12 protein-coding genes and 2 tRNA genes are annotated in these 12,897 nt (G+C 72.9%); 5 read left to right on the top strand and 9 right to left on the bottom strand.

Annotation, left to right across the window (positions count from 1 at the left end):
• Positions 1–26: 26 nt before the first annotated feature.
• Together leuD and leuC are read right to left on the bottom strand one after the other, a co-directional pair.
• A complete protein-coding gene (gene leuD / locus QWY29_RS04365; protein WP_300959430.1) occupies positions 27–632 on the bottom strand; it encodes a 3-isopropylmalate dehydratase small subunit in 606 nt (201 codons plus the stop codon).
• A 17-nt stretch (positions 633–649) separates the two neighbouring features.
• Positions 650–2,074, bottom strand: a complete 1,425-nt coding sequence (gene leuC / locus QWY29_RS04360; RefSeq protein ID WP_300959429.1) for a 3-isopropylmalate dehydratase large subunit — start codon at positions 2,072–2,074, stop codon at positions 650–652.
• Positions 2,075–2,170: 96 nt separating this feature from the next.
• Here leuC and QWY29_RS04355 point away from each other — a divergent pair, with 96 nt between their 5' ends.
• Positions 2,171–2,893, top strand: a complete 723-nt coding sequence (locus tag QWY29_RS04355; protein WP_154615004.1) for an IclR family transcriptional regulator — start codon at positions 2,171–2,173, stop codon at positions 2,891–2,893.
• Positions 2,894–2,953: 60 nt separating this feature from the next.
• On the opposite strand, the gene QWY29_RS04350 is transcribed toward QWY29_RS04355, so the two are convergent.
• Both QWY29_RS04350 and QWY29_RS04345 read right to left on the bottom strand, forming a co-directional pair.
• Complete coding sequence (locus tag QWY29_RS04350) at positions 2,954–3,427, bottom strand: methylated-DNA--[protein]-cysteine S-methyltransferase (RefSeq protein ID WP_300959428.1); 474 nt, start codon at positions 3,425–3,427, stop codon at positions 2,954–2,956.
• A gap of 2 nt (positions 3,428–3,429) precedes the next feature.
• Entirely contained in the window at positions 3,430–4,953 is a 1,524-nt protein-coding gene (locus tag QWY29_RS04345; protein WP_300959427.1) for a DNA-3-methyladenine glycosylase 2 family protein, read from the bottom strand.
• A gap of 103 nt (positions 4,954–5,056) precedes the next feature.
• Between QWY29_RS04345 and QWY29_RS04340 the strand changes: the two genes are divergently transcribed.
• Positions 5,057–6,130, top strand: coding sequence for an LCP family protein (locus tag QWY29_RS04340; RefSeq protein ID WP_300959426.1), 1,074 nt, complete (start codon positions 5,057–5,059; stop codon positions 6,128–6,130).
• Between the two features lie 50 nt (positions 6,131–6,180).
• On the opposite strand, the gene QWY29_RS04335 is transcribed toward QWY29_RS04340, so the two are convergent.
• From QWY29_RS04335 to QWY29_RS04315, 5 genes are all read right to left on the bottom strand, one after another.
• A tRNA-Glu gene (locus tag QWY29_RS04335) sits at positions 6,181–6,256 on the bottom strand.
• Between the two features lie 117 nt (positions 6,257–6,373).
• A tRNA-Gln gene (locus QWY29_RS04330) sits at positions 6,374–6,445 on the bottom strand.
• A 67-nt stretch (positions 6,446–6,512) separates the two neighbouring features.
• Complete coding sequence (locus tag QWY29_RS04325; protein WP_300959425.1) at positions 6,513–7,442, bottom strand: type II CAAX endopeptidase family protein; 930 nt, start codon at positions 7,440–7,442, stop codon at positions 6,513–6,515.
• Between the two features lie 3 nt (positions 7,443–7,445).
• Positions 7,446–8,885 carry a glutamate--tRNA ligase gene (gene gltX / locus QWY29_RS04320; RefSeq protein ID WP_300959604.1) on the bottom strand — a complete coding sequence of 480 codons (1,440 nt, stop codon included), beginning with the start codon at positions 8,883–8,885 and terminating at the stop codon, positions 7,446–7,448.
• Between the two features lie 23 nt (positions 8,886–8,908).
• The gene (locus tag QWY29_RS04315) at positions 8,909–9,718 is read right to left on the bottom strand and encodes a fumarylacetoacetate hydrolase family protein (RefSeq protein WP_300959423.1); all 810 of its coding nucleotides are present in this window, start codon (positions 9,716–9,718) and stop codon (positions 8,909–8,911) included.
• Positions 9,719–9,750: 32 nt separating this feature from the next.
• On the opposite strand from QWY29_RS04315, the gene QWY29_RS04310 reads away from it, so the two are divergent.
• From QWY29_RS04310 to QWY29_RS04300, 3 genes are all read left to right on the top strand, one after another.
• Entirely contained in the window at positions 9,751–10,638 is an 888-nt protein-coding gene (locus QWY29_RS04310) for a 3-methyladenine DNA glycosylase (RefSeq protein ID WP_300959421.1), read from the top strand.
• A gap of 197 nt (positions 10,639–10,835) precedes the next feature.
• Positions 10,836–11,645 carry an alpha/beta fold hydrolase gene (locus QWY29_RS04305; protein WP_300959420.1) on the top strand — a complete coding sequence of 270 codons (810 nt, stop codon included), beginning with the start codon at positions 10,836–10,838 and terminating at the stop codon, positions 11,643–11,645.
• Positions 11,570–12,844, top strand: a complete 1,275-nt coding sequence (locus tag QWY29_RS04300) for a PP2C family protein-serine/threonine phosphatase (protein ID WP_336621825.1) — start codon at positions 11,570–11,572, stop codon at positions 12,842–12,844. The genes QWY29_RS04305 and QWY29_RS04300 overlap by 76 nt, the downstream gene beginning before the upstream one ends.
• Positions 12,845–12,897: the final 53 nt, after the last annotated feature.

Here is a 12,897-nt window from a genome sequence, read left to right as displayed (position 1 = left end):
GGACAAGTGGCCCCGCTCACAACGGTTCAGGCGTGCTGGGTGACCGGCTTCCAGCGCGGGCGCGAGGCCTCGTAGGTGGCGATGTCGGCGTCGTGGCCGAGCGTGATGCCGATGTCGTCGAGCCCCTCGAGCAGCCGCCAGCGGGTGTAGTCGTCGATGTCGAAGGAGTCCTCGATCGCGTCCACGCCCTCGCCGGCCCGCACGGTGCGGGTCTCGAGGTCGACGGTCACCTCGGCGCCCGGCTGCGACTCCAGCAGGTCCCAGATGCGCTGGACGACCTTCTCGTCGACCTGCGCGGCGAGCAGCCCGGCCTTGCCGGAGTTGCCCCGGAAGATGTCGGCGAAGCGCGGGGAGATGACGGCCTTGAAGCCGTAGTTCTGCAGCGCCCAGACGGCGTGCTCGCGCGACGAGCCGGTGCCGAAGTCCGGTCCGGCGACGAGCACCGAGCCGGCGGCGTACGCCGGGTTGTTGAGCACGAACGCCGGGTCGTTGCGCCAGGCGGCGAACAGACCGTCCTCGAAGCCGGTGCGCGTCACCCGCTTGAGGTAGACGGCCGGGATGATCTGGTCGGTGTCGACGTTGCTGCGGCGCAGGGGCACGCCGACGCCGGTGTGGGTCGTGAACTTCTCCATGGTCTTCAGGCTCCGGTTCAGACGGTCGCCGGCGCGGCGACGGGTTCGAGGTCGGACGGCGAGGAGAGGGTGCCGCGCACGGCGGTGGCGGCGGCGACCGGGATCGAGACCAGGTGCGTGCGGCCGCCCTTGCCCTGGCGCCCCTCGAAGTTGCGGTTGGAGGTCGAGGCGCTGCGCTCGCCGGGCTGGAGGGTGTCGGGGTTCATGCCCAGGCACATCGAGCAGCCGGCGCCGCGCCACTCGGCGCCCGCCTCCTTGAAGACCACGTCGAGGCCCTCCTCCTCGGCCTGCAGGCGCACCCGGACCGAGCCGGGGACGACGAGCAGCCGGGTGTCGGCGGCCACGTGGTGGCCCTTGATGATGTCGGCGGCGAGGCGGAGGTCCTCGATGCGGCCGTTGGTGCAGGAGCCGACGAAGACGGTGTCGACCTTGACCTCGCGCATGGGGGTGCCGGCCTCGAGACCCATGTACTCCAGGGCCTTCTGCGCCGCGACCTGGTCGCTGACGTCCTCGAAGTCCTCCGGCGCGGGGACCGAGGCGCCCAGTGGCACGCCCTGGCCGGGGTTGGTGCCCCAGGTGACGAACGGGGTCATCGTGCTGGCGTCGAGCACGATCTCCTTGTCGAAGACCGCGTCGTCGTCGGTGCGCAGGCTGGTCCAGTGCTCGACGGCGGCGTCCCAGTCGGCGCCCGTCGGCGCCTCGGGGCGGCCCTGGATGTAGTCGAAGGTCTTCTGGTCCGGCGCGATCATGCCGGCCTTGGCGCCCCACTCGATGCTCATGTTGCAGACCGTCATCCGGCCTTCGATCGAGAGCTCCTCGATGGCCTGGCCGCGGTACTCCACGATGTAGCCCTGGCCGCCACCGGTGCCGGTGTGGGCGATCAGGTTGAGCACCAGGTCCTTGGCGGTGACGCCGTCGGGCAGGCTGCCGGTGACGGTGACGGCCATGGTCTTGGGCTTGGCCTGCATCAGCGTCTGGGTCGCGAGCACGTGCTCGACCTCGGAGGTGCCGATGCCGAAGGCGATCGCCCCGAAGGCGCCGTGGGTGCTGGTGTGGCTGTCGCCGCACACGATCGTCATGCCCGGCTGGGTCAGGCCCAGCTGCGGGCCGACGACGTGGACGATGCCCTGGTCCAGGTCGCCGAGCGGGTGCAGGCGGACGCCGAACTCCTCGGCGTTGCGCCGCAGCGTCTCGACCTGGGTCCGCGAGACCGGGTCGGCGATCGGCTTGTCCCAGTCCAGCGTCGGGACGTTGTGGTCCTCGGTGGCGAGGGTCAGGTCGGGCCGGCGGACCTGGCGCCCGGCGAGCCGGAGGCCGTCGAAGGCCTGCGGCGAGGTCACCTCGTGGATGAGGTGGAGGTCGATGTAGAGCAGGTCCGGCTCTCCCGGCGTCGAGCGGACGACGTGCTCGTCCCAGACCTTCTCGGACAGCGTCCGACCCATGGTTGTCTCCCTCGTGACGTGCTCGTGACGTACTTCTCGGTGCGGGACCCACTGTAGACGCTTGCATCCCATGATGCGAGACGGCAGTATTGCCATATGGACACCACCAGCGGAGTCGGCGTGCTCGACAAGGCCGCACTCGTGCTCACCGCCCTCGAGTCCGGCCCGGCCACGCTGGCCGGTCTCGTCGCCGGCACCGGCCTGGCCCGCCCCACCGCGCACCGGCTCGCCGTCGCCCTCGAGCACCACCGGCTGGTGGCCCGCGACATGCAGGGCCGCTTCGTCCTCGGCCCGCGGCTCGCCGAGCTCTCCGCCGCCGCAGGCGAGGACCGCCTGCTCGCCACCGCCGGCCCCGTCCTGGCCCGGCTGCGCGACATCACCGGCGAGTCCGCCCAGCTGTGGCGCCGCCAGGGCGAGCACCGCGTCTGCGTCGCCGCCGCGGAGCGCCCCTCCGGCCTGCGCGACACCATCCCGGTCGGCTCCCAGCTGACGATGCGCGCCGGCTCCGCCGCCCAGGTGCTGCTCGCCTGGGAGGACCCCGAGCGCATGCACCGCGGCCTGCAGAACTCCGCCTTCTCCGCCGCCGCCCTCTCCGGCATCCGCCGCCGCGGCTGGGCCCAGTCGGTCGGCGAGCGCGAGCAGGGCGTGGCCTCGGTCTCCGCCCCGGTCCGCTCCCCCGGCGGCAAGGTCATCGCCGCCGTGTCGGTCTCCGGGCCGCTCGAGCGGCTCTCCCGCCAGCCCGGCCGGATGCACGCGCCCGCGGTGCTCGCCGCGGCCGAGCGGCTCTCGGAGTCGCTGCGCCGCGCCGCCGCGGAGTGACTAGCCCCGCCTCGTGCTGCCCAGCGTGCGCCAGGACGCACGCCCAGCAGCACGAGGCGGTCAGAAGAGGGCGTCGGACTCCAGCTCGAGCAGCAGCTGCTTGCGCGGCAGGCCGCCCGCGTACCCGGTGAGCGTGCCGTTGGCCCCGATCACCCGGTGGCACGGCACGACGATCGGGATCGGGTTGCGCCCGTTGGCCAGCCCCACCGCGCGCGAGGCCGCGGCGGTCATGCCGAGCCGCGTGGCGACCTGGCCGTACGACGCGGTCTCGCCGTAGCCGATCCGGCCCAGCTCGGCCCACACCCGTTGCTGGAAGTCGCTGCCGACCGGCGCGAGCGGCAGCTCGAACTCCTTCAGGTCGCGGTCGAAGTACGCCGCCAGCTGCCGCGCCGTCTCGACCAGCAGCGGGTGGGTGTCGTCGCGCTCGCCGAGCACGTGCCGCTCGGCGAACGGCGCGAACTCGATCGCGGTCAGGGCACCCTCGTGCACGACGAGGCGCAGGTCGCCCACGGGGCTCTCGATGACGGTCCACATGGTCAGGTCTCCTCGGGTCGGTCGGCCGCCACGGGCGGCATGAGGGTGCTCCACAGGTGCATCAGCGCGTAGGAGCGCCACGGGCGCCAGGCGTCGGCACCCGCGATCGCTCGGGCCACGGCCCCGTCGTCGCGGTCCGGGAGGTGCGGGAGCCCGCGCAGGGCGTTGCGGACACCGATGTCGGTGGGCAGGAAGACGTCGGGGTGGGCCAGGGCGCGCATCGCGACGTAGTCGGCCGTCCACGGTCCGATGCCCGGCAGCGCGAGCATCCGGCGGCGTACGTCGTCACGGTCGGCGCCGCGGTCGAGCACCACGTCGCCGGAGGCCAGCGCCGCGGCGAGCCCGACCAGCGCGCGACCGCGGGCGCGCGGCATGGGCAGCCCGGCCGGGTCGACCTCGGCGAGCGTGGCGGCGTCGGGGAAGAGGTGGGTCAGGCCGGGGACGTCGGTGACCGCCGGCCGCCCGTGCTCGGCGACGATGCGTCCGGTCACGGTGCGCGCCCCGGTGACGCTGACCTGCTGGCCGACGACCGTGCGGACCGCCGTCTCGTCGCCGTCGACCTGGCCGGGCACCCGCAGCCCGGGCCGGGCGCGCACGAGCGGGCCGACGACCGGGTCGGTGCCGAGGTGGGCGGCGACCGCCGTCGGGTCGCAGTCGGCGTCGAGCAGCCGCCTGGCCCGCTCGACGGCGGCGGTCGTGTCGCGCAGGTCGTGCAGGGTGAAGGTCGCGGTCACGAAGGCGGTGCGACCCGGCTGGGGCTCGTCGGCCATCTCCAGGCGCACCGTGCCGGGGCCGTGCGGCAGGTCGAGGGTGCGGGCGTACCACCCGCCGCCGGCGACCTCCACGCCAGGCACGAGGTGGTAGGCCAGGAAGTCGAGCAGCGCCCGGCCGGCGAACGGCGTGCGCACCGCCAGCCGCATCGTCACCGTGCCGCCGCCCGTCCGGCCGCCCCGGCGGCCGCGCAGCTGCGTCGGGGACGCGGCGTACACCTCGCGGACGGTGTCGTTGAACTGCCGCACGCTCGCGAAGCCGGCGGCGAACGCCACGTCTGCGTAGCCGAGGTCGGTGGTCTCGATGAGCACCCGGGCGGTCTGCGCGCGACGGGCGCGGGCGAGCGCGAGCGGACCGGCGCCGAGCTCGGCCAGCAGGAGGCGCGAGAGGTGCCGCGGGGTGTAGCCGAGGCGCTGGGCCAGCCCCTCGACGCCCTCGCGGTCGACGACGCCGTCGGCGATGAGCCGCATCGCGCGGCCGGCGACGGTGGCCGCGACGTCCCAGTCGGGGCTGCCGGGGGTGGCGTCGGGCAGGCACCGCTTGCAGGCGCGGTAGCCGGCCGCCTGGGCGGCCGCAGCGCTCGGGTGGAAGCTGACGTTGCCGTACGCCGGGGTGCGGGCCGCGCAGGAGGGCCGGCAGTAGATGCCGGTGGTCCGCACGGCCGTCCAGAACACCCCGTCGAAGCGCCGGTCGCGCGACGTCACGGCGCGGTAGCAGGACTCCGGGTCCAGCCGTCGCTCGCGGGTCGTCGTCACGGGACCATCCTCCCCCACGCCCGAGGGAGTGGCTGGCGGGATTCGGACACCGCGGCCGCGCCGTTCACCCCCGCCCGGACGGCCCACCTGCCACGATGACGGGGTGGACCGACGCTCGCACCGCCGCACGGTCTGGCGGGTCGTCCTCGTCACCCAGCTCTGCCTGGCCCTGGTGACCGCCGTCGCCGTGGTGCTGGCCTACCGCCACGTCGACCGGCGCATCGACGCCGGCGCCCCGATCAGCCACGCCGGCGTGGAGCGGCCGGAGCCGGAGCTGCCCACCGGCCCGCTCAACATCCTCGTGCTCGGCACCGACGAGCGCGGGTGCGACGGCTGCGGCATCGACCGCGAGTCCGGCGGGGGCGGCGCGGACGTGACGATGCTGCTGCACGTCGCGGACGGCCGCCGGGCGGCGTACGGCATGTCGATCCCGCGGGACACCCTCGTCGACCGGCCCGACTGCCAGGTGGACGGCGAGGTCGTCCCCGGCGAGCAGGACGCGGTCTGGAACGAGGCGCTCGCCGTCGGGGGCCCGGCGTGCGCGGTCGCGCAGCTGGAGGCGGTGACCGGGATCTACGTCGACGGCTACGTGGTGGTCGACTTCGGCGGCTTCCAGGAGATGGTCGACGCGGTCGGCGGCGTCGAGGTCTGCCTCCCCGAGGCGGTCGACGACGACGAGCACGACATCCACCTCGACGCCGGCACCCAGGTGCTCGGCGGCGAGGACGCGCTGGCCTACGTGCGGCAGCGCACCTCGACGCCCAACGCCGACCTGGGCCGGGTACGCCGCCAGCAGGCGTTCGTCGCGTCGATGATCGCCAAGGTGCTCTCCGCCCGGACGCTGACCCGTCCCGACCGGCTGTTCTCCTTCGCCAGCGCCGTCGCCGGCTCGATCCAGACCGACCCCGACCTGGCCGGCGTCTCCGAGATCGTGGACCTCGCCGCGTCGCTGCGAAAGGCCCGCCTCGGCAAGATCCGCTTCGTCACGGCACCGGTCGTCGAGCCGCCCCGCGACGACCCCGACTGGGGGCGCGTGCGGCTGACCGAGGACGCCGAGGAGCTGTGGGCGCGTGTGGTCGCCGACCGGCCGCTCGGCGACCTGGGCCGCGGCGCGATCAGCGGCAGCCGGCCCGGCGGCTCCGGTGCGGACGCCGAGGCCAACGGTCTCTGCGGCTGAGCTGCCCGGAAAAGCAGAAGGCCCAGGAGGTGATCTCCTGGGCCTTCCGTTGGTACCCCGTACGGGATTCGAACCCGTGCTTCCGGCGTGAGAGGCCAGCGTCCTGGGCCGCTAGACGAACGGGGCATGCATGGTGTGCAGTTGTGGTGCTCGACCGCTCTCGCGAGCGGCCTGCGGAACTCTAGCCGTGGCTGTCCTCCGCACAAAATCGGGGGCTCTCCGCGGGGAAGAACCCTCGATCCGCTGGGATACTAGGACTCGAACCTAGACTAACTGGACCAGAACCAGTCGTGCTGCCAATTACACCATATCCCATTGACCGACAAGACTTATGCCGGTCATTTCGTGCCCTCCGCCGTGGCGGTGGGCACGGTCGAGAACCTTACACGGGAGTGTTTCGGCGCTCCAAAACGGCCGGCTCGGCCGTGGTCCGGATGCCCAACGAGCGCGCCGCGAGCAGGGTCAGGCCGAGGAACGCCAGCGACTGGGTGAGGGTCACCGGCAGGCTCCACCAGGTGCCGCCGGAGGGGTTCAGCGCCGAGGTCATGTCGCCGAACGTGAGCGCGATCCCGAAGGCCAGCCAGTTGTTCAGCACGTGCATCGCGATGCCCGCCTCGAGGCCGCCGGTGAGGATCACCAGCGTGCCCGCGACCAGGCCGAAGGCGAACCGGTCGAAGAAGATCGGCAGGTCCTGGCCGACGCCGTGGGCCAGCGCGAAGACGAACGCCGGCACGACCACGGCCACCCAGCGCCACCGCACCAGCCCGCCGAAGGCCTGGGTGAGGTAGCCGCGGAAGGCGTACTCCTCCCCCGCGGCCTGCAGCGGCGTGAGCAGCAGCACGACCAGCGCGAAGTCGCGCGTGGTCCGGGTGAACTCGTTGACGTCGGTCGACACCTCCGTGCCGGCCCCCTGCGAGGGCAGCAGCGCCGAGACGACGAGGGTGAGCAGCAGCGCGAGGAACGCCACGGCGAAGCAGACCGCGAACCAGCGCCAGCGCAGCCGCAGGCCGACCGAGGAGACCCAGCCGGGCCGCATGCGGTGCAGCGCGTAGCCGACGAGCCAGACCGCCGGGATGGCCAGCGCCCAGCCGACGTTGACCAGGGCCAGGAACGACGGGGTGACCGGGTCGCCCGAGAGCTTGTCCAGCGCCTCGTCGACGCCGACACCGCGCGCGACCAGGTAGATGGCCAGCACGACGGTCGCGACCGTCTGGAGGACCAGGACGAGCAGGACCAGCAGCAGCACGCCCACGAGCGGCCGCCACCACCCGGTGCGGCCGAGGCGGTGCAGCCGCTCGTAGGTGAGCTCCACAGGTCAGCCCAGCGCGGAGCGGAGCCGGGCGAGGCTCCGGTCGCGGCCGAGCAGCTCCATCGACTCGAAGAGCGGCGGGCTGACCCGGCGACCCGTGATCGCCACGCGCACCGGCCCGAAGGCGTTGCGCGGCTTGAGGCCGAGCTCCTCGACGAGCTTCGCCTGGAGCGCGCCCTGAATCGCCTCGGTCGTCCAGTCCGCGAGCGGCTCGACGGCGTCGTACGCCGCCTGGACGACCTCGACGCCCTTCTCGTCCAGCAGCTTGGCGGCGTCCGCCTCGTCGCGGGCGAAGTCGGCCTCGTCGACGAAGAGGAAGCCGAGCATGTCGACGGCCTCGGTGAGCTTGTTGATCCGCTCGGCCACCAGCGGCATGGCCTGCGCGAGGAGCGCCCGGTCGGCCTCGTCGTCGGCGTCGACCACGCCCGCGTCGACGAGGAACGGCAGCGCCCGCGCGGTGACCTCCTCCACGGAGAGCAGGCGCATCTGCGCGGTGTTGATCGCCTCGGCCTTCTTCAGGTCGAAGCGCGCCGGGTTGGGATTGACGTCCCCGAGGTCGAATGCCTCGACCATCTCCTCGAGGGTGAAGACGTCGCGGTCGGCCGCGATCGACCAGCCCAGCAGGGCGAGGTAGTTGAGCAGGCCCTCGGGGATGAAGCCCTGCTCGCGGTAGAGCGCCATGTGGGCCTGCGGGTCGCGCTTGGAGAGCTTCTTGTTGCCCTCCCCCATGACGTAGGGCAGGTGGCCGAACGCGGGGGTCTCCTTGGCGACGCCGATCGCCTTGAGGCCCTCGAACAGCGCGATCTGGCGGGGCGTGCTCGAGAGCAGGTCCTCACCACGGAGCACGTGGGTGATCTCCATCGTGGCGTCGTCGACCGGCGCGGTCAGCGTGTACAGCGGGTCGCCGTTGGCGCGGGCCAGCGCGAAGTCCGGCACGTGCTCGGTCTGGAAGGTGATCTCGCCGCGCACCAGGTCGTCGAAGGTGATCTCGCCCTCGGGCATCCGGAACCGCACCACCGGCGAGCGACCCTCGGCCTCGAACGCCGCCCGCTGCTGCGCGGACAGGTCGCGGCAGAAGCCGTCGTACCCCATCACCTTGGAGCCGCTGGCCTTGCGGCGCTGCTCGACCTCCTCGGTCGTGCAGAAGCAGTCGTAGGTGTAGGAGGACTCACGCAGACGGGCCAGCACGTCGGTGTAGACGTCGGTGCGCTCGGACTGGCGGTAGGGGCCGAACGGGCCGCCGACCACGACGCCCTCGTCCCACTCCAGGCCCAGCCACTGCATCAGGTCGATGAGCGAGTCGTAGGACTCCTGGGTGTTGCGCTCCTTGTCGGTGTCCTCGATGCGGAAGACGAAGGTGCCGCCGTGCTTGCGCGCGAACGCCCAGTTGTAGAGGGCGGTGCGGGCCAGGCCGACGTGCGGGCTGCCGGTCGGGGACGGGGCCATCCGGACGCGGACGGGGGTGTTGCTCAACGCTGGGCCACCTTGTTCGTGAGAGTGCCGAGGCCGGCGATCGAGACCTCGACCTCGTCGCCCACCTCCATCGGACCGACACCCTCGGGGGTGCCGGTGAGGATGACGTCGCCGGGGAGCAGCGTCATCACGCTCGAGACGTACGAGACGAGCGTCGGGACGTCGAAGATCAGGTCGGCGGTGCTGCCGTCCTGCTTCAGGTCGCCGTTGAGGAAGGTCTGCACCCGGACCCCCTCGGCGAAGTGCTGGGGGTCCAGGTCGGTCTCGATCCACGGCCCGAGCGGGCAGAAGGAGTCGAAGCCCTTCGCGCGAGTGAACTGGACGTCGCCCTTCTGCAGGTCGCGCGCGGTCACGTCGTTGCCGATCGTGTAGCCGTGGATGACGTCGGTCGCCTGCTCCGGCGGCACGTCGCGGCAGATCCGCCCGATGACCACGGCCAGCTCGCCCTCGAAGTGCAGGTTCTGCGTCTGCGACGGGTAGAAGATCGGGTCGCCCGGCCCCACCACGCTGGTGTTGGGCTTGAGGAACATCAGCGGCTCGGTCGGCACGTCGTTGCCCATCTCGGCGGCGTGGGCGGCGTAGTTGCGGCCGATGCCGACCACCTTGCTGCGCGGCAGGACCGGCGCGAGCAGGCGGACGTCGGAGAGCTTGTGCTCCTGGTCGAGCAGCTTCACCCCGACGTACAACGGGTCGCCGGCGAGCGCCACGACCACGGCGTCCTCGTCGGGCTGCCCGAACTCGTCCAGGTCGCCGGTCACGACGCCGTACTGGGGGTCCTCGCCGGTGGTGAATCTCGCGATGCGCACGACTCGACACTATCGACCTAGCATCGGGCGCCGTGGAGGTGCTGGAACCGGCCGAGTGGCAGGCGAGAGCCGCGGCACACGCGGCCCGCGTCGACGCGTTCGTGGCCCCGCACCTCGCGCGCCGGGAGTCGCGGGTCAAGCACCCGGTGCACGACTTCCTCTTCACCTACTACTCCCAGCGGCCCGCCCAGCTGCGGCGGTGGCACCCGGGCTCCGGGGTGGGGCTCCGCGACGCGGCCGAGCACGCCTCGCTCAAGGGGTACGCCGCCGTGCCCGGCGCGGACGGCGTCGTCGCCGTGGACCCGGCGTACGTCGCCTCGCAGCGGCCGCTGCTCGCCTCGCTGCGCGCGCTGCTCGCCGCCACCGCGGGCCGGGCCGCGAACTTCGGGTGCTTCGGGCTGCACGAGTGGGCGATGGTCTACCGGCTCTCCGAGGACGAGACCCGGCACGCGGACTGGCCGCTGCGCCTGGGGGCCGACGGCACCGACGCCGTCGTCGAGTCGCACCGGATCGGCTGCTCGCACTTCGACGCCTACCGGTTCTTCACCGAGCCGGCCCGGCCGCTCAACACCCTGCGCCCCACCAGCGCCGACCGGCCCGCGTTCGAGCAGCCGGCCTGCCTGCACGCCGGCATGGACCTCTACAAGCACGCCTTCCGGCTCAGCCCGATGATCGTTTCCGACCTCGTCGCCGACTGCTTCGAGCTCGCCCGCGACATCCGGGAGCTCGACATGCGCGCCGCCCCCTACGACCTGCGCGACCTCGGCTACGAGCCGGTGCGGATCGAGACACCCGAGGGCAAGCAGGAGTACGTCGCCGCCCAGCGCGCCTTCGCCGAGCGCGGCGCTCCCCTGCGTCGCCGCCTCGTCGAGGAGTGCGAGCGGCTGCTTGCCGTCGCCGCCGTCGTCGTCGCTGGTTGAGCCGGGAGGCGCGCCAGCGCCGACCGTGTCGAGACCCAGCGAGGGGCGCAGGGCTGTATCCACGGTCACCGGGTTTCGAGACGGTTGCTAGCGCAACCTCCTCAACCAGCGGGGAGTGCGCTAGCGCAACCTCCTCAACCAGCGGGGTGGGTTCGGGGAAGGAGACAAGGCGACCGGGCTTCACTAGGGTCCGGGACATGGACGTGCTCGCCCGCAACAACGTGACGGTGCTCGGGCCCGCGGACGGCCAGCCGTTGGTGTTCGCCCACGGGTTCGGGTGCGACCAGAGCATGTGGCGGCACGTGGCGCCGGCGTTCGCGGACCGCTACCGGGTGGTGACGTTCGACTTCGTGGGCGGCGGCGGCAGCGACCCGGCGGCGTACGACCCGGACAAGTACGCCACCCTCGACGGCTACCGCGCCGACCTGCTGGACGTCGTCCGCGCGCTGGACCTGCGGGACGTGGTGCTCGTCGGGCACTCCGTCGCGGCGATGGTGGGCGCGATGGCGACGATCGCGGAGCCCGACCGGTTCGCCTCGATGGTGATGGTCGGCCCCTCGCCGCGGTACGTCGACGACGAGAACTACATCGGGGGCTTCGGGCGCGAGGACATCGACGAGCTGCTGACGTCGCTGTCGAGCAACTACCTGGGCTGGTCGGCCGCGATGGCGCCCGCGATCGTCGGCAACCCCGACCGGCCCGAGCTGGGTCACGAGCTGACCGAGGCGTTCTGCCGGATGGACCCCGAGGTGGCACGACGGTTCGCGGAGGCGACGTTCCTCTCCGACAACCGCGACGACCTCCCCCGCGTGCCGGTGCCGACGCTGGTGCTGCAGTGCCGCGACGACATCATCGCGCCCATGGAGGTCGGTGAGTACGTCGCCGAGCAGCTGCCCGACAGCACGTTCGTCGTGCTGGAGGCCACCGGCCACTGCCCGCAGCTGAGCGCGCCGGTGTTGACCGCGGAGGCGATCGGCACCTGGTTGGACGGGCGGGCCGCGGCCTGACCACCGGGCAGGGCGCTCGCGACGACGCCGAACGGCTCCTCGACCAGGCGCCGTGCGGCTTCCTGACGACCGCGCCCGACGGGACGGTGCTGCGGGTCAACGCGACGTTCCTGCGCTGGACCGGCCGGCCGGTGGAGGCGGTGGTGGGCCGGCGGCTGGTCGACCTGCTGACGCCCGGGGGCCGGATCTTTCACGAGACCCACTACGCCCCGATGCTCCGGATGCAGGGCTCGGTGCACGAGATCGCGGTCGACCTGCGCTGCGGGGACGGCTCGCGCCTGTCGGTGCTGCTCAACGCGACGCTGAGCCGCGACGAGCACGGCGCGGAGCGCGAGGTGCTGGTGGCGGTCTTCGACGCGACCGAGCGGCGCCGCTACGAGCGGCAGCTGCTGCGCGCGCACGACGAGGCACGGGGCGCCGAGGCCCGGGCGATGACGCTCGCGCGGACGTTGCAGCAGACGCTGGTGCCGCCCGTGCCGCCGCGGGTGCGCGGGTTGACCCTCGCGGCGACGTACCGCCCCTCCGGCGACGGCTCGCAGGTCGGGGGCGACTTCTACGACGTCTTCCCGACCGGGCCCGACGAGCAGGTCGTGGTCCTCGGCGACGTCTCCGGCAAGGGCGTCGACGCGGCGGTGGTGACCTCGCTGGTCCGCAACACCGTCCGGGCGCTGGCGGTGCTGCACCACCGTCCCTCGTCGCTGCTGGCCGAGCTCAACGACATCGTCGGCACCCACGAGACCGAGCGGTTCTGCACCGCGGTCGTGCTGCGGATGCGGCGCGAGCCCGACGGCGCGTGGCGGGTCGTCGTGGCTGCGGGTGGACACCCGCCCCCGCTGCTGCTGCGCCCGGACGAGCCGGCGGTCGAGGTCGACGTGCACGGGCCGCTGGTCGGGATCCTGCCCGACCAGGAGTACGGCGAGACCGAGCTGCGGCTGGCGCCGCGCGAGGTGCTGGTGCTCTACACCGACGGCGTGACCGAGGCCCGGCGCGACGGGGAGCTCTTCGGCGAGGTGCGGCTGCACGCGACGCTCGACCGGGTCGGCGCCCGCGACGTGCCCGGGCTCGTGGCGGAGCTCGAGGAGGAGGTCGTCGCCTTCCAGTCCGGGGTCACCGGCGACGACATCGCGATCGTGGCGGTGTCCCCCACGCCGGACCCCGACCCGGATGCGGATCTCGGGCCGGATCCCGAGACGGGGTGAGTTGCGCACGGAGCACGCATCACTAAGGTGAGCCTTACCTTACTCGGAAGGAA

The organism is Nocardioides abyssi (assembly GCF_030412915.1).
Taxonomy (GTDB): Bacteria; Actinomycetota; Actinomycetes; order Propionibacteriales; family Nocardioidaceae; genus Nocardioides; species Nocardioides abyssi.
This window is presented reverse-complemented; position numbering and strand designations above follow the sequence as displayed.

What these genes read in the sequence shown, in the direction of transcription:
- leuD (WP_300959430.1), bottom strand. Translation starts at nt 632, where the DNA reads ATGGAGAAGTTCACGACCCACACCGGCGTCGGCGTGCCCCTGCGCCGC.
- leuC (WP_300959429.1), bottom strand. Translation starts at nt 2,074, where the DNA reads ATGGGTCGGACGCTGTCCGAGAAGGTCTGGGACGAGCACGTCGTCCGC.
- QWY29_RS04355 (WP_154615004.1), top strand. Translation starts at nt 2,171, where the DNA reads ATGGACACCACCAGCGGAGTCGGCGTGCTCGACAAGGCCGCACTCGTG.
- QWY29_RS04350 (WP_300959428.1), bottom strand. Translation starts at nt 3,427, where the DNA reads ATGTGGACCGTCATCGAGAGCCCCGTGGGCGACCTGCGCCTCGTCGTG.
- gltX (WP_300959604.1), bottom strand. Translation starts at nt 8,885, where the DNA reads ATGGCCCCGTCCCCGACCGGCAGCCCGCACGTCGGCCTGGCCCGCACC.
- QWY29_RS04305 (WP_300959420.1), top strand. Translation starts at nt 10,836, where the DNA reads ATGGACGTGCTCGCCCGCAACAACGTGACGGTGCTCGGGCCCGCGGAC.